Source organism: Achromobacter sp., from assembly GCF_032113835.1.
GTDB lineage: Bacteria > Pseudomonadota > Gammaproteobacteria > Burkholderiales > Burkholderiaceae_B > Achromobacter.
The window spans coordinates 1-14,819 of sequence record NZ_DAMCTG010000072.1 but is presented as its reverse complement, the minus strand read 5'-3'; the positions used below and the strand labels follow the sequence as shown (position 1 = coordinate 14,819).

Below are 14,819 nucleotides of genomic sequence, written 5' to 3'. Positions count from 1 at the left end.
TTTTTGTGCCTGGACTTACCTTTTTGCGGTCTTGCGGCTGGTGCCGCTGCGGGCTCCGGCACGCAGGCTCAAGGCGCTGCCGGCGCGGCGCGGAATGCCGTGGCCGCCAGCTGTGGAGCGCTTGTTGGAAGGCCGCATGGGCTTGCCGTTCTTGTTGAGTTCGTCCTGGGGGACGTAACGCTTCTTGGCGGGTGCGGGCTCTTCGGATTCGCTGCGGCGCGGGCGCTTGGCAAGGGTCCTGCCTTCGGCGGCCAGCTTCTTGGGCGTGTAAGGCTCCGAAGCGCGGCGTTTGGCAGGCGCTTCGGGTTCCTGGGTAGCCAGCGCGGCAGGCTTGATGTTGCCGGGCAGCGGGCGGAACAGGATCAGGGTCTTGCCCAGGTGATGCACGGGCGCGCAGGATAGCGTCTCGCAGATCGTGGCGAGCATGGCATCGCGGGCTTCACGGTCGTCGCCGCCGGCGCGAACCTTGATGAGGCCATGCGAAGTCAGCGCCCGATCGATTTCCTTCAGCACGGCGTCGGTCAGGCCGTTGTCGCCAATCAGGACGACAGGGCGCAGAGGGTGAGCGGCGGACCGCAGGTCGCTGCGCTCACGAGAGGTAAGTTCTAATATAGGCATGCGTGGAATTGTACGGTAATGGCCAAGAATAAATTCTCTAAAGACTGGATTCACCAGCACATCAACGATCCCTATGTGAAGCTGGCGCAACAGAAGGGCTATCGCGCCCGCGCCGCCTTCAAGCTGATCGAGATCCTTGACACCGAAAAGCTGATGCGCCGTGGCGACCTGGTCGTTGACCTGGGCTCCGCCCCGGGCAGCTGGTCGCAGGTGGCGCGCGAGCGGCTCGCCGGGCCGGGTGGCATTGTGGACGGCCGCATCATCGCCCTGGACATCCTGCCGATGGAGCCCGTGGCGGGCGTGGAATTCATCCAGGGCGACTTCCGCGAAGACGAAGTCTTGAAACAATTGGAAGACATGGTCGGATCGCGCGCGGTGGACCTTGTTATTTCAGACATGGCCCCCAACTTGTCCGGGGTGGGTATTGCCGATGCCGCGCGCATCCAGCATGTTTGCGAATTGGCGATGGAATTTTCCTGCGCCCACCTCAAGCCCAACGGGGCGCTGATCGTCAAGGCTTTCCACGGCACGGGCTTTTCGCAGATCGTGGAATCCTTCAAGAAGCGCTTCCGCCGGGTGGTCGAACGCAAACCGAAGGCTTCTCGGGACAAATCCTCAGAAACCTTTCTGGTGGCGCGCGATCTGAAGTAACCCTGCCGTAACCATCCGGGACAAATCGTCCTGGCCAAGAAAACCCCCGTCCCGCCGAGACAACGACCAGAAAACTCAAGAATCAAATGTAATTAAATGGGCCCCACGGCTGCCAGGACGCAACTCCGTCCTACAGGTTAGAATGGGCTATTGACATACTTGTGACTGTGCCATACGCGGGTGCGCAGTCGCCGGTCGGAATCGAAAGCAGGAGATCGACCTTGAACAATTCATTTTCCAAAGTCGCTGTCTGGATGGTGATAGCCCTGGTGCTGTTCACCGTCTTCAAACAGTTCGACGGACGCGCCCAGACCCAGGACGGCGTGACCTACACGCAGTTCATGGACGACGCCAAGGCGGGACGCATCCGCAAGGTCGACGTTCAGGGCGACGTGCTGTACGTCACCCCGGACGCGGGCCGCGCCTACACGCTGACCTCCCCCGGCGATCTCTGGATGGTCTCCGATCTGCTGAAGTACGGCGTGCAGGTTTCGGGCAAGCCGCGCGAAGAGCAGTCGCTGCTGATGAGCATCTTCGTCTCGTGGTTCCCCATGCTGCTCCTGATCGGCGTATGGGTGTTCTTCATGCGCCAGATGCAGGGCGGTGGCAAGGGCGGCGCATTCAGCTTCGGCAAGTCGCGCGCCCGGATGCTCGACGAAAACACCAACCAGATCACGTTCGCCGATGTCGCCGGCTGCGACGAAGCCAAAGAAGACGTCCAGGAACTGGTCGACTTCCTGCGCGACCCCAGCAAGTTCCAGAAGCTGGGCGGCCGTATCCCGCGCGGCGTGCTGATGGTGGGTTCGCCCGGTACCGGCAAGACGCTGCTGGCCAAGGCCATCGCCGGCGAAGCCAAGGTGCCGTTCTTCAGCATCTCCGGTTCGGACTTCGTTGAAATGTTCGTCGGCGTGGGCGCGGCCCGTGTCCGCGACATGTTCGAAAACGCCAAGAAGCACGCACCGTGCATCATCTTCATCGACGAAATCGATGCAGTCGGCCGCCAGCGTGGCGCCGGCCTGGGTGGCGGCAACGACGAGCGCGAACAGACCCTGAACCAGATGCTGGTTGAAATGGACGGCTTCGAATCCGGCCAGGGCGTCATCGTGATCGCCGCGACCAACCGCCCCGACGTGCTGGATCCCGCGCTGCTGCGTCCGGGCCGTTTCGACCGCCAGGTTGTGGTGCCGCTGCCCGATATTCGCGGCCGCGAGCAGATCCTGAAGGTTCACATGCGCAAGGTTCCGCTGTCGCCCAACGTCGACGCGACCATCCTGGCGCGCGGCTGCCCGGGCTTCTCCGGCGCCGACCTGGCCAACCTGGTCAACGAAGCCGCACTGTTCGCCGCCCGCCGCAATGGCCGCACGGTGGATATGTCCGACTTTGAAAAGGCCAAGGACAAGATCATCATGGGCGCCGAGCGCCGCTCCATCGTGATGCCCGAAGAGGAACGCAAGAACACTGCGTACCACGAATCCGGCCACGCGATCGTCGCGCGCATGCTGCCCAAGACCGACCCGGTCCACAAGGTCACCATCATCCCGCGCGGCCGTGCGCTGGGTGTGACGATGCAGTTGCCGGAAACCGACCGCTACAGCATGGACAAGGGCCGTCTGCTGTCCACGATCGCCGTGCTGTTCGGCGGCCGTATCGCCGAAGAAATCTTCATGGACCAGATGACGACGGGCGCCTCGAACGACTTCGAACGCGCCACCGCCATCGCCCGCGACATCGTCACGCGCTACGGCATGACCGACGAACTGGGCCCCATGGTCTACGCCGAGAACGAAGGCGAAGTCTTCCTGGGCCGCAGCGTCACCAAGACCACGCACATGTCCGAAGCCACCATGCAGAAGGTGGACACCGAGATCCGCCGCATCATCGACGAGCAGTACAGCGTTGCGCGCAAGATCCTGGAAGACAACCGCGACAAGGTCGAAGTCATGACCTCCGCGCTGCTCGAATGGGAAACCATCGACGCCGACCAGATCAACGACATCATTGAGGGCCGCCCCCCGCGTCCCCCGAAGACGCCGCAAGGCCCGTCGGACACGTCCGATACGCCGCCGACCGGCCTGGCTGCAGGCGGTAGCACGGCAGCTGCGGTCTGAGGTTCTTCGTTCTGGTTTATGGCAAATAACTTCCTTTGCGGGCGCTTCGAGTTTGATCTCGAGCGCCCGCTTGTCATGGGCATCGTCAATGTCACGCCGGACTCGTTTTCCGACGGCGGCCAGCACGACGATACCGATTCCGCTGTGGCGCATGCGCGCCGGCTGATCGAGGAAGGCGCCCAGATCCTGGATCTGGGCGGCGAGTCCACCCGTCCTGGGGCCGATCCCGTTTCCGTCACCGACGAGCTGGACCGGCTGCTGCCGGTGATCGAGGCGCTGCGCGACTGCGGCGTGCCGCTATCCATCGATACGTTCAAGCCCGAGGTCATGCGCGCCACGCTGGACGCCGGCGCGGACATGATCAACGACATCTACGGCTTCAGGCAGCCGGGCGCCATTGAGGCGGTCTCGCAATCGCGCTGCGGCCTGTGTGTCATGCACATGAAAGGCGAGCCTCGCACCATGCAGGCAGCGCCACCCGAGTACACCGACCTGATCGGTGAAATCGGCCTGTTTTTGGGGGCTCGTGCACAAAAGCTGCGCGCGGCCTGGATCGATCCTCGCCGCATCGTGCTGGACCCGGGTTTCGGGTTTGGCAAGACGGCCGACCAGAACTTTCAACTGCTGCGCCGGCTGTCCAGCCTGCGCAGTACCGGTTATCCATTGCTGATCGGCCTGTCGCGCAAAAACATGATCGGCCAGGCCACCGGCCGGCCGGTTGGCGACCGGCTGCCCGGCAGCATTGCCGCCGCGCTTGCCTGCGTCGCGCGTGGTGCCTCCATCGTGCGCGTGCACGATGTTGCGGCCACGGTGGATGCGCTTAAGGTATGGCAGGCGGCTGAACAAGGAGCAATCAGTTCATGATTCGACGCAAATATTTCGGTACCGATGGTGTACGCGGTGAAGTCGGCGGTCCGGTGATCAACGCCGAATTCGCCTTGCGCCTGGGTTACGCGGCCGGCCGCGTGCTGGCGCGCGAGCACGCGGTGCGCGGCGCAACGCGCCCGCAGGTCGTCATCGGCAAGGACACCCGCATTTCCGGCTACATGCTGGAATCCGCGCTGGAAGCGGGCCTGTCCGCCGCCGGCATCGATGTGCTGCTGGCCGGCCCGATCCCGACGCCCGCGGTGGCCTACCTGACCCGCGCATTGCGCCTGGTCGCCGGCATCGTCATCAGCGCGTCGCACAATCCCTACCAGGACAACGGCATCAAGTTCTTCTCGGCCCAGGGCATGAAGCTGCCCGATGAAATCGAGGCCGATATCGAGGCCGCGCTGGACGAGCCCCTGGGCTGCGTCAGCTCTGAAGGACTGGGACGCGCCCGCCGCATGGGCGACGCCCAGGGCCGCTACATCGAGTTCTGCAAGAGCACGTTCCCCAACGATCTGGACCTGAACGGCATGACGATCGTGGTCGACGCCGCGCACGGCGCCGCTTACAACATCGCTCCGCACGTCTTCCGTGAACTGGGCGCCGAGGTCCACGCGATCGGCGTGAACCCTGACGGCTTCAACATCAACAAGGGCGTGGGCGCGCTCCACCCGGAGCTGCTTGCCAAGGAAGTCAAGGCGCGCGGCGCCCAGCTTGGCATTGCGCTGGACGGCGACGCCGACCGCCTGCAGATGGTGGACGGCGAGGGCCGCATCTACAACGGCGACGAGCTCATGTACGCTATCGTCCGCGAACGCATGCAGCGCGGCAAGGTCGAGGGCGTGGTGGGCACGCTGATGACCAACTTTGGCTTCGAGCGCGAAATGAAGCGCCTGGGCGTGGGCTTTGACCGCGCCAACGTGGGCGACCGCTACGTGCTGGAACAGATGCAATCGCGCGGCTGGCTGTACGGTGGCGAAAGCTCCGGCCACTTGCTGTGCCTGGATTGCCACTCCACCGGCGATGGCATCGTGGCCGCGCTGCAGGTCCTGACGGCCCTGCGTCGCAATTCCACCACGCTTGGCGACTGGGTCAGCGACTTGCGTATGTATCCGCAGAAGATGATCAACGTGCCGCTGACGCCGGGCCTGGACTGGAAAACGCACGCCGGTCTGACCGCCGCGCGGCAGGCCGTCGAGGCAGAGCTGGACGGCCGGGGCCGGATACTGATCCGCGCTTCGGGGACGGAACCCAAATTGCGCCTGATGGTCGAGGCCGAAGATGAGGCGTTGGCGACGAATTCCGCAGAGAAGCTTGCGGCAAGCCTGGGGTAAACCCTGATTTTCGATTTAATATGTGGGCCACGCGTCGAAATCGTCGCGTGGCCTTTTGTTTGTTGGCGTTTTCGATGCCGGTCTAAGCGTCATAGTCACGTAACATATTGGTCAAGTCATTGACATACAGGGCGTCCACACTGGCTGGACTCTCTAGGAGCTTCGCGCAATGCTGGAATTAGCACGCATCAACCCGAGCCGCAGTACCGCAGAACCCTGGACGGGCTCCGCCCCGAAGGTCCTGGCTGTCGGCCTCGCGCGTACCGCCGAAGAAATAGAGCAGATCCAACGCCTGCGCTATGAGGTCTTCACCGAAGACATGGGTGTCGTCTTCCCGGACGCGCAAGACGGTATCGAGCAAGACCGCTTCGATCCGTTCTGTGAGCACCTGATGGTGCGCGAACTCGACACGGACCGCGTCGTCGGCACGTATCGGATCCTGACCCCCCAAAAGGCGCGGGAAGCCGGCGGCTACTACTCGCAGTCGGAATTCGACCTGTCGGGCCTGGGCGCCATCCGCGACGAAGTCGTCGAAGTCGGCCGCTCCTGCACCCACGCCGATTACCGCGGCGGCGCGGTCATCATGCTGCTGTGGTCGGGCCTGGCGGAGTACCTGCGCCGCGGCGGTTACGAATACGTGCTCGGTTGCGCCAGCGTCAGCCTGCGCGATGACGGGGTCACCGCAGCCGAAGTCTGGCGCACGGTCGCCAAGCAGATGCCGCAAGGCAACGAGCCGCGCGTCACGCCGCTGCACCGCTACCCGGTTGAAAAGCTCAACAGCACCTTGCCGGCGCGCGTTCCGCCGCTGATCAAGGGCTATCTGAAGCTGGGCGCCAAGGTATGCGGCGAACCGGCATGGGATCCGGATTTCAATGCCGCAGACTTCCCGGTTCTCTTGAAGATGGAGCGCATGGACGAGCGCTACCGTCGCCACTTCGGCCTGGATCAGCCGGCCATCATCGCTACTCAGCGCTAGACGCCATCCATCATGCGCCGCCTGTTCCGCCGAATGACCATCAGACTGATTCGGCGGGCCACCCGGCCGCTGCGCATGGAGCTCAGACGGCTCGATCGCGAAACCGATCTGTCGCCTTTCTGAGACGCCGGGGCAGCTGTGCCGCCCCGAGTGCCGTCTTCAGAACTCCAGCAGTTCGAACGAAAACCCGACCTTGTTCCACTCGGCTTCTTCCGCGCGCAGCGTGAAGTCGCTGAGCGGGTGTTCGGCCAGCCATTCGCGGTTGACGCGCACCACGATGGAATTGTCGCGGACCGAGGCGGTCAGCGGCAGGGGCTCGATCTCGCCGCGGCGGCGGAACAGCAGCACTGCCAGGCGCAGGGCCAGAATGGCCTTCCATTGCGGGCGCGTGCGCACCAGCGGTTCCACCTTGGCCAGCTTGCCCTGGTGTCCCAACACCAGCAAGGCCAGCAGTTGCTGGTCCGCACGCGAAAAGCCCGGCATGTCGGCGTTTTCCAGCACGTAGGCTGAGTGCTTGTGATACGCGTTGTGGGCAATCGACAGACCCACTTCGTGCAGATCGGCCGCCCAGCCCAGCGCGGGGCGAAGCTCGGCGCGCTCCTGGCCTTCGGGGAACAGGGCGTCGAACAGGCTGAGGGCGGCGTGGCGCACGCGGCGCGCCTGGTTCACGTCCACGTGGTAGCGTTTGACGAACTGGCGCACCGATTCGTCGCGCTTGTCGTGCTCGTCGTCGCGGCCTAGCAGGTCGTACAGCACGCCCAGGCGCAGCGCGCCGTCGCCGGTGTGCATGACGTCGATGCCCAGTTCGTCGAACAGCGCGCTCATGATGGCCAGCCCGCCGGGCAGCACGTCGGCGCGTTCGATCTTGATGCCGGGAAGCTCGGACGGAATGACGCGGCCCGAGCGGATGAGGCGGTCCTTCAGCTTGGTCAGACCCGAGCGCGTGATGCCTCGGTCGGAATAGCCGCCTTCGGTCAGGATGGCGAAAAGCGCCTTGGCGGTGCCGGAGGAGCCATAGGCTTCCTTCCAGCCCATCTTGCGGTACTGCTTGGCGATGACTTCGATTTCGCGGCGGGCGGCCAGCTCGGCCTGTTTCATCTGATGTGCGTCCACCACGCCGTCCGAGAAGAACTGGCGGCTGTAGCTGACGCAGCCCATATAGAGCGAGGACATCAGGCCCGGTTCGTGGCCCTTGCCGATGATGACTTCCGTGGAGCCGCCGCCGATGTCGATGACCAGGCGTTTGTTGGGCGAGGGGGGCAGGGTGTGGGCCACGCCCGTGAAGATCAGGCGGGCCTCTTCACGGCCCGCGATGACTTCGATGGGAAAGCCCAATGCGGCTTCGGCCCGGGGCAGGAAATCTTTCGTGTTGCGGGCGACGCGGAACGTGTTCGTGGCAACCGCACGGACCCGGTTCGGGTGAAAACTGCGCAGGCGTTCGCCGAAGCGTTCCAGGACGGCAATGGCGCGGTCGATGGCGTCGTCGCCAAGCCGTTTTTCGGCGTCCAGACCGGCGGCGAGCCGGACGGTTTCCTTGAGGCGGTCGATCTGGTAGATCTGGGGCGTACCGTCCTGCTGAACGATGCGTCCGATGGAGAGGCGAAAGCTGTTGGACCCGAGGTCCACCGCGGCCAGAAGTTGATCCATGCGGCTCGTAATAATGTCTGTGAGGTGGACCGATTATAAGGACCCCATGTGACAACGCCGTCGGCTACGGGTTTTTGCTTACGGAACAGAGGCTTGGAAGCCGTTGTTCCGTGCGCCATATGTCCCGCATTTGACGTACCCTTAGCGATTGGGCGCTGTCATAGAACCGTCACCTGTTTGCAGTAAAACTTCACGCTCTCTATTCGTATGGAATCCGGTATGCCCACACGTCCGCCAGGCGAGCCTCTGCTCATGAATCGCGAATTGTCGCTGCTCAAGTTCAACGAACGTGTGCTGGCGATGGCGGAGAATCCCAAGACGCCGCTGCTGGAAAGGCTGCGCTACGTGTGCATCGTCAGCTCCAACCTGGACGAATTCTTCGAGATCCGGATCTCCAGCCTGAAAGAGCAGCAGCGCCAGTCGCCCAACCTGGTCGGCCCGGACGGCATGACGCCCGACGAGGCGTTCGAATGCGTCCAGCAGGCGGTGCACGAGCTGGTGAACCGCCAGTACAACCTGCTCAACGACCAGATCCTGCCCGCCATGCACAAGGAGGGCATTGCGCTGCATCACGCCTCCGAATGGAATGCAGAGCAGCAGGCGTGGGCGCTCGACGTGTTCCATCGCGACGTGATGCCGCTCTTGACCCCTATTGGGCTGGACCCGGCGCATCCGTTTCCGCGCGTCTACAACAAGAGCCTGAATTTCATCGTGTCGCTGGCGGGCGCCGACGCGTTCGGCCGCCAGGCGTCGATCGCCATTGTCCAGGCGCCCCGCGCCCTGCCACGGCTCATCAAGATGCCGCAGGAGCTCTCGGGGCAGCCCGAAGGCTACATCCTCCTGACCTCGCTCCTGCGCGCCTTCGTGGGCGAACTGTTTCCCGGCCTGGAGATGCTGGGCTGCTACCAATGGCGCGTGACGCGCAACAGCGACCTCTTCGTGGACGAGGAAGAAGTCACCAACCTGCGCCACGCGCTGCAGGGCGAGTTGTCGCAGCGCAACTTCGGCGCGGCCGTCCGGCTGGAAATCGACAAGCTGACGCCCGTCGAACTAGAAACCTTCCTGCAGCGCGAGTTTTCGCTCAAGGCCGACGACACCTACCGTGTACCCGGCCCGGTGAACCTGTCCCGCCTCATGCAGCTGTGCAATTCCGCGGCGCGCCCGGACCTGCTGTTTCCCGATTACCGCGCGCCCGTACCCGCGCCGTTTGACCGCGTCGGCGACAAGCCTGCGGAACTCTTCGAGGCGGTGGCCGAGTGCGATCGCCTGCTGCACCACCCCTATCAGTCGTTCCAGCCGGTCATCGACTTCCTGACCGCCGCCGCGCTGGACCCCGACGTGATGGCCATCAAGCAGACCATCTACCGCACCGGCGAGGACTCCGAGCTGATGAAGATCCTGCTGCTGGCGGCGCGCGCCGGCAAGGAAGTGACGGTGGTGGTGGAATTGATGGCGCGCTTTGACGAGCAGACCAACATCAACTGGGCCTCCAAGCTGGAAGAGGTGGGGGCGCACGTCGTCTACGGCGTGGTGGCGCACAAAACGCACGCCAAGATGGCGGTCGTGCTGCGCCGCGAAAAGGGCCGCCTGCGCCGCTATGCCCACTTGGGCACCGGCAACTACCATCCGCGCACGGCGCGCCTGTATACGGACTTCGGGTTGCTGACCGCCGATCCCAAACTGTGCGAGGACATGGACAAGGTGTTCGCGCAGTTGACCGGCCTGGGCGCGCGCCGCACGCTCAAGTCGCTGATGCAATCGCCGTTCACGCTGCACGAGGGCATGGTGTCCCTGATCCGCGCCGAGGCGCGCGCCGCCAAGGCGGGCAAGCGGTCACGCATCATGGCCAAGATGAATTCGCTCCTGGAAGAGCAGATCATCGCCGAGCTCTACAAGGCCAGCCAGGCGGGAGTGAAGATCGACCTGATCGTTCGCGGCGTCTGCGCCTTGCGCGCCGGCGTGCCGGGGCTGTCGGAAAACATCCGCGTGCGCTCCATCGTGGGCCGCTTCCTGGAACATTCCCGCGTCTTCTATTTCTACGCGGATGGCGAAGAGACGGTGTACCTGTCGTCCGCCGACTGGATGGACCGCAACTTCTTCCGCCGCGTCGAGATCGCCTTCCCGATCTACGACAAGACGCTCAAGAAACGCGTCATCGACGAAGCCTTCACCTACGCGCTGCGGGACAACCAGCTTGCCTGGCAGCAGCAACCCAGCGGCGACTATGCCCGCGTCAAGAGCCGCCGGGAGCCCTACAACCTGCACCAATTCCTGATGCAGAAGCTGGGCGTTTGACCGACCATCGTCAAATTAGGGGTTCGTCCCCATAATTTCGCTTTTGCCTCACGGCCGCCCGGCAACCGCCTGGCGGCCGTGGTTTTTACGTCGCATCGAACAGCTGCATGAACAGTTTGTGACTGTCATGGTCTTGTCACTTTGGGTCCCTAAGATGCGAAGGTCGCTGAAAGACAGGCAGCCAATAAAGCCTGCCAAGACTCCTTTAACGAGCACAGAAGGAACCCAGATGTTCAAACGTGTCTTCAAGCAAGTTTCCGTGGGCGTCGCGCTGAGCGCCGCCGTTTTTGCCGTCCAGGCCGCCAACGTCACCGGCGCCGGCGCATCGTTCCCGTACCCGATCTACGCCAAGTGGGCGTCCGATTACAAGGCTGCGACCAACAACGCGGTCAACTACCAGTCCATCGGTTCGGGCGGCGGTCAACAGCAGATCATTGCAAAGACGGTCGACTTCGGCGCCTCGGATGACCCGATGAAGGCCGCCGACCTGGAAAAGCACGGTCTGCTGCAATTCCCCGCCGTGATCGGCGGCACTGTCGCCGTCGTGAACGTCGACGGCGTCGAGCCGGGCAAGCTGAAGCTGTCGGGCAAGCTCCTGGCCGACATCTTCCTGGGCAAGGTCAAGAAGTGGGACGACGCTGCCATCAAGGCGCTGAACCCCGACGTCAAGCTGCCCTCGGCCGACATCATCGTCGTGCACCGTTCGGACGGCTCGGGCACCACCTTCGGCTGGACGAACTACCTGTCCAAGGTGTCGCCGGAGTGGAAGTCGCAAGTCGGTGAAGGCAAGGCCGTCAAGTGGCCCACCGGTCAAGGCGGCAAGGGTAACGAAGGCGTCGCCGCCTACGTTGGCCAGCTGAAGAACTCGATCGGCTACGTCGAATACGCCTACGCCAAGCAGAACAAGCTGGCCTGGACGCAACTGCAGAACAAGGACGGCAAGTTCGTCCAGCCCGAGCAAAAGGCTTTCGCTGCCGCGGCCGCCAACGCCGACTGGAAGAGCGCGCCGGGCATGGGCGTGGTCCTGACCGACGAGCCGGGCGCCGATTCGTGGCCCGTCACCGCCGCCACCTTCATCCTGATCCACAAGTCGCAAGACAAGCCGGTTCAGGGCAAGGCTGTGCTGGACTTCTTCGACTGGGCCTTCAAGAACGGCGCCAAGTCTGCTGAAGCCATGGACTACGTGCCGCTGCCGGAAGCCGTGACCAAGGAAATCCGCGCCGCCTGGGGCGAAGTGAAGTCCGCTGACGGTCAGGCTGTCTGGAAGTAAATCAGTACCGTGCGGCCCCGACGCCTGAAGGCGGGCGGGGCCGCCGCCTGTAAATCGACCTCTCTGCTGTTCCCCCAGGTTTCCTAAGGAAAGTCCATCCATGAGCGCGGTAATGGATAATAGTGTGCCGCTTCCGCCCAGCGTGGCGGATTCCGTGACTACCGGCACGCCTTCGCCTATGAAGCAAACAAAAAATGCGCTGATGGATGCGCTGTTCAAGAATCTGACCCGCCTGTTCGCCTTCCTGGTGTTCATTCTTCTGGCGGCGATTCTCATCTCCCTCATCTACGGCAGCCGCGAATCGCTGGCCAAATATGGCCTGTCCTTCCTGTGGCTCAATGACTGGGACCCGGTCAATTCCAATTACGGCGCCGTCGTGCCGATCATCGGTACGTTGCTGACGTCCGCGATCGCGCTGATCATCGCCGTGCCGGTCTCCTTCGGCATCGCCATCTTCCTGACCGAACTGTCCCCGACCTGGCTGCGCCGCCCGTTGGGCACCGCCATCGAAATGCTGGCGGCCATCCCGTCCATCATCTACGGCATGTGGGGCCTGTTCGTCTTCGTGCCCGTGTTCCAGCAGTACGTGCAGCCGTTCATGATCGCGACGCTGGGCAGTGTGCCCATCATCGGCGGCCTGTTCGCCGGCCCGCCGTTCGGCATCGGCATCTTCACCGCCGGCCTGATCCTCTCGATCATGATCATTCCGTTCATCGCCGCGGTGATGCGCGATGTGTTCGAGCTGGTCCCCGCGATGCTCAAGGAATCGGCCTACGGCCTGGGCAGCACGACCTGGGAAGTGATGTGGCGCGTGGTGCTGCCCTTCACCAAGTCGGGCGTCATCGGCGGCATCATGCTCGGCCTGGGCCGAGCCCTGGGCGAGACGATGGCCGTGACGTTCGTGATCGGCAACGCATTCAAGTGGTCCGGTTCCCTGTTCTCGCCCGGCAACTCCATCGCCTCGGCGCTCGCCAACGAATTCAACGAGGCGGGCGGCATCCAGAAGGCGGCGTTGCTGGAATTGGGCCTGATCCTGTTCCTCATCACGACCATCGTGCTGGCCCTGGCCAAGACGCTGCTGGTCCGCCTGTCCGCCGGCGAAGGCAAGAAGACCTGACGCCCGGAGCACAAGGAAAAAATCATGGCTGAATCCGTACTCAACATGCAGAACGGCATCTATCGCCGGCGCCGCGTGGTCAATCGCATGATGCTCGCCGTCTCGATGACGACGCTGGTCTTCGGCCTGTTCTGGCTGTTCTGGATCATTCTCACGTTGCTGATGAAGGGCGCGCCCGCGCTGTCGTACACGCTCTTCACCGAAATCACGCCGCCCCCGGGCCAGGCGGGGGGCTTGCTCAACGCCATTCTCGGCAGCGTGATGATGGCGGGCGTCGGCACGCTGATCGGCACGCCGGTCGGCATCCTGGCCGGCACCTACCTGGCCGAATACGGCCAGCGCGGCTGGTTGGCCCCGGCCACGCGCTTCCTGAACGACGTGCTGCTGTCGGCGCCGTCCATCATCATCGGCCTGTTCATCTATGCCGTGTATGTGGCGCAAGTCGGGCATTACTCGGGTTGGGCCGGCGCCATCGCGCTGTCCATCCTGGTGATCCCGGTCGTGGTCCGCACCACCGACAACATGCTGCTGCTGGTGCCCAACAGCCTGCGCGAGGCCACCGCCGCGCTGGGCTGCCCGAAGTGGCGCATGATCACGCTGGTCTGCTATCGCGCCGCCAAGTCCGGCATCATCACCGGCGTGCTGCTCGCGATCGCCCGCATCTCCGGCGAAACCGCGCCGCTGCTGTTCACCGCGCTGTCGAATCAGTTCATGTCGCTGAACATGAACGGCCCGATGGCCAACCTGCCGGTCGTCATCTACCAATACGCCGCCAGCCCCTTCAAGGACTGGAACAACCTGGCCTGGGCCGGCGCCACGCTGATCACGCTGCTGGTGTTGGGCATCAACATCATCGCCCGCAACCTGTTCCGCAAGTAAAGATCGCTTTGCCGGCGCGCTGGACGCGCCGACAGCCAAGGGAAACCCAATGGAAAACACCGCTACCGCAGTCAAGAACAAGCTCGAGGTCAAGGACCTGAACTTCTACTACGGCAAGTTCCACGCGATTCGCAACGTGAACATGTCGATCCAGGAGAAGAAGGTCACCGCCTTCATCGGTCCGTCGGGCTGCGGCAAGTCCACGCTGCTGCGCACGTTCAACCGCATGTTCGAGCTGTATCCCGGCCAGCGCGCCGAGGGCGAAATCCTGCTGGACGGCGAAAACCTGCTGACGGCCAAGACCGACATCTCGCTGATCCGCGCCAAGATCGGCATGGTCTTCCAGAAGCCCACGCCGTTCCCCATGAGCATCTACGACAACATCGCCTTCGGCGTGCGTCTGTTCGAGCGCCTGTCGAAAGGTGAGATGGACGAGCGCGTGGAATGGGCGCTGAGCAAGGCCGCGCTGTGGAACGAAGTGAAGGACAAGCTGCACCAGAGCGGCAACAGCCTGTCCGGCGGCCAGCAACAGCGTCTGTGCATCGCCCGCGGCGTGGCGATCAAGCCGGAAGTGCTGCTGCTGGATGAGCCGTGCTCGGCGCTGGATCCCATCTCCACCGCCAAGATCGAAGAGCTGATTGCTGAACTGAAGAACGATTACACCGTCGTCATCGTGACGCACAACATGCAGCAGGCCGCGCGTTGCTCGGATTACACGGCGTATATGTACCTGGGCGAGCTGATGGAGTTTGGGCAGACTGACCAGATCTTCGTGAAGCCGTCGCGTAAGGAAACCGAGGACTACATTACGGGTCGATTTGGTTGAACGCGATTCGTCATGCAGTGCCGGAAGCGGCGCGCCTGTGGCGCGCCGTTTTTCAATTCATTGGGAGCAGGGCGGGCATTTTGTTACGTCGCCGAATGGCTGAGCCTTGGCCGCAAGGGATCGCTTTCTGGTATAGTTGCCACCCTTCGGGGCGTAGCGCAGCCTGGTAGCGCATCTGCTTTGGGAGCAGAGGGTCGTGAGTTCGAATCCCACCGCCCCGACCAATAT

The 14,819-nt window shown here is 63.5% G+C and carries 12 protein-coding genes and 1 tRNA gene; 11 read left to right on the top strand and 2 right to left on the bottom strand.

Annotated elements, in window-relative coordinates:
• Positions 1-15: 15 nt before the first annotated feature.
• A complete protein-coding gene (locus tag RT697_RS20810) occupies positions 16-618 on the bottom strand; it encodes a YhbY family RNA-binding protein (RefSeq protein WP_313701474.1) in 603 nt (200 codons plus the stop codon).
• 18 nt (positions 619-636) lie between these two features.
• On the opposite strand from RT697_RS20810, the gene RT697_RS20805 reads away from it, so the two are divergent.
• The 5 genes from RT697_RS20805 (at position 637) to RT697_RS20785 (ending at position 6,557) form a co-directional block, all read left to right on the top strand.
• Positions 637-1,269: an RlmE family RNA methyltransferase gene (locus RT697_RS20805; protein WP_313701472.1), complete on the top strand. Its 633-nt coding sequence runs from the start codon at positions 637-639 to the stop codon at positions 1,267-1,269.
• A 221-nt stretch (positions 1,270-1,490) separates the two neighbouring features.
• Complete coding sequence (gene ftsH, locus RT697_RS20800) at positions 1,491-3,377, top strand: ATP-dependent zinc metalloprotease FtsH (protein ID WP_313701470.1); 1,887 nt, start codon at positions 1,491-1,493, stop codon at positions 3,375-3,377.
• 18 nt (positions 3,378-3,395) lie between these two features.
• Entirely contained in the window at positions 3,396-4,241 is an 846-nt protein-coding gene (gene folP / locus RT697_RS20795) for a dihydropteroate synthase (RefSeq protein WP_313701468.1), read from the top strand.
• Complete coding sequence (glmM, locus tag RT697_RS20790; RefSeq protein ID WP_313701466.1) at positions 4,238-5,581, top strand: phosphoglucosamine mutase; 1,344 nt, start codon at positions 4,238-4,240, stop codon at positions 5,579-5,581. Before folP ends, glmM begins: the two co-directional genes overlap by 4 nt.
• Positions 5,582-5,750: 169 nt before the next feature.
• The gene (locus RT697_RS20785; RefSeq protein ID WP_218343193.1) at positions 5,751-6,557 is read left to right on the top strand and encodes a GNAT family N-acetyltransferase; all 807 of its coding nucleotides are present in this window, start codon (positions 5,751-5,753) and stop codon (positions 6,555-6,557) included.
• A 159-nt stretch (positions 6,558-6,716) separates the two neighbouring features.
• Here RT697_RS20785 and ppx read toward each other — a convergent pair whose 3' ends face one another.
• Positions 6,717-8,204 carry an exopolyphosphatase gene (gene ppx, locus RT697_RS20780; RefSeq protein WP_313701464.1) on the bottom strand — a complete coding sequence of 496 codons (1,488 nt, stop codon included), beginning with the start codon at positions 8,202-8,204 and terminating at the stop codon, positions 6,717-6,719.
• Between the two features lie 219 nt (positions 8,205-8,423).
• On the opposite strand from ppx, the gene ppk1 reads away from it, so the two are divergent.
• From ppk1 to RT697_RS20750, 6 genes are all read left to right on the top strand, one after another.
• Positions 8,424-10,499 carry a polyphosphate kinase 1 gene (gene ppk1 / locus RT697_RS20775; RefSeq protein WP_313701462.1) on the top strand — a complete coding sequence of 692 codons (2,076 nt, stop codon included), beginning with the start codon at positions 8,424-8,426 and terminating at the stop codon, positions 10,497-10,499.
• Between the two features lie 229 nt (positions 10,500-10,728).
• Positions 10,729-11,769 carry a phosphate ABC transporter substrate-binding protein PstS gene (pstS, locus tag RT697_RS20770; protein WP_056570720.1) on the top strand — a complete coding sequence of 347 codons (1,041 nt, stop codon included), beginning with the start codon at positions 10,729-10,731 and terminating at the stop codon, positions 11,767-11,769.
• 100 nt (positions 11,770-11,869) lie between these two features.
• A complete protein-coding gene (gene pstC / locus RT697_RS20765; RefSeq protein ID WP_056570719.1) occupies positions 11,870-12,886 on the top strand; it encodes a phosphate ABC transporter permease subunit PstC in 1,017 nt (338 codons plus the stop codon).
• Positions 12,887-12,910: 24 nt separating this feature from the next.
• Positions 12,911-13,765 carry a phosphate ABC transporter permease PstA gene (gene pstA / locus RT697_RS20760; protein WP_313701459.1) on the top strand — a complete coding sequence of 285 codons (855 nt, stop codon included), beginning with the start codon at positions 12,911-12,913 and terminating at the stop codon, positions 13,763-13,765.
• Between the two features lie 49 nt (positions 13,766-13,814).
• Positions 13,815-14,591 carry a phosphate ABC transporter ATP-binding protein PstB gene (pstB, locus tag RT697_RS20755; RefSeq protein ID WP_056570717.1) on the top strand — a complete coding sequence of 259 codons (777 nt, stop codon included), beginning with the start codon at positions 13,815-13,817 and terminating at the stop codon, positions 14,589-14,591.
• 147 nt (positions 14,592-14,738) lie between these two features.
• Positions 14,739-14,815: transfer RNA gene (locus tag RT697_RS20750), tRNA-Pro, on the top strand.
• Positions 14,816-14,819: the final 4 nt, after the last annotated feature.

What these genes read in the sequence shown, in the direction of transcription:
- pstS (WP_056570720.1), top strand. Translation starts at nt 10,729, where the DNA reads ATGTTCAAACGTGTCTTCAAGCAAGTTTCCGTGGGCGTCGCGCTGAGC.
- ppx (WP_313701464.1), bottom strand. Translation starts at nt 8,204, where the DNA reads ATGGATCAACTTCTGGCCGCGGTGGACCTCGGGTCCAACAGCTTTCGC.
- ppk1 (WP_313701462.1), top strand. Translation starts at nt 8,424, where the DNA reads ATGCCCACACGTCCGCCAGGCGAGCCTCTGCTCATGAATCGCGAATTG.
- glmM (WP_313701466.1), top strand. Translation starts at nt 4,238, where the DNA reads ATGATTCGACGCAAATATTTCGGTACCGATGGTGTACGCGGTGAAGTC.
- pstA (WP_313701459.1), top strand. Translation starts at nt 12,911, where the DNA reads ATGGCTGAATCCGTACTCAACATGCAGAACGGCATCTATCGCCGGCGC.
- folP (WP_313701468.1), top strand. Translation starts at nt 3,396, where the DNA reads ATGGCAAATAACTTCCTTTGCGGGCGCTTCGAGTTTGATCTCGAGCGC.
- RT697_RS20810 (WP_313701474.1), bottom strand. Translation starts at nt 618, where the DNA reads ATGCCTATATTAGAACTTACCTCTCGTGAGCGCAGCGACCTGCGGTCC.
- pstC (WP_056570719.1), top strand. Translation starts at nt 11,870, where the DNA reads ATGAGCGCGGTAATGGATAATAGTGTGCCGCTTCCGCCCAGCGTGGCG.
- RT697_RS20785 (WP_218343193.1), top strand. Translation starts at nt 5,751, where the DNA reads ATGCTGGAATTAGCACGCATCAACCCGAGCCGCAGTACCGCAGAACCC.
- pstB (WP_056570717.1), top strand. Translation starts at nt 13,815, where the DNA reads ATGGAAAACACCGCTACCGCAGTCAAGAACAAGCTCGAGGTCAAGGAC.
- RT697_RS20805 (WP_313701472.1), top strand. Translation starts at nt 637, where the DNA reads ATGGCCAAGAATAAATTCTCTAAAGACTGGATTCACCAGCACATCAAC.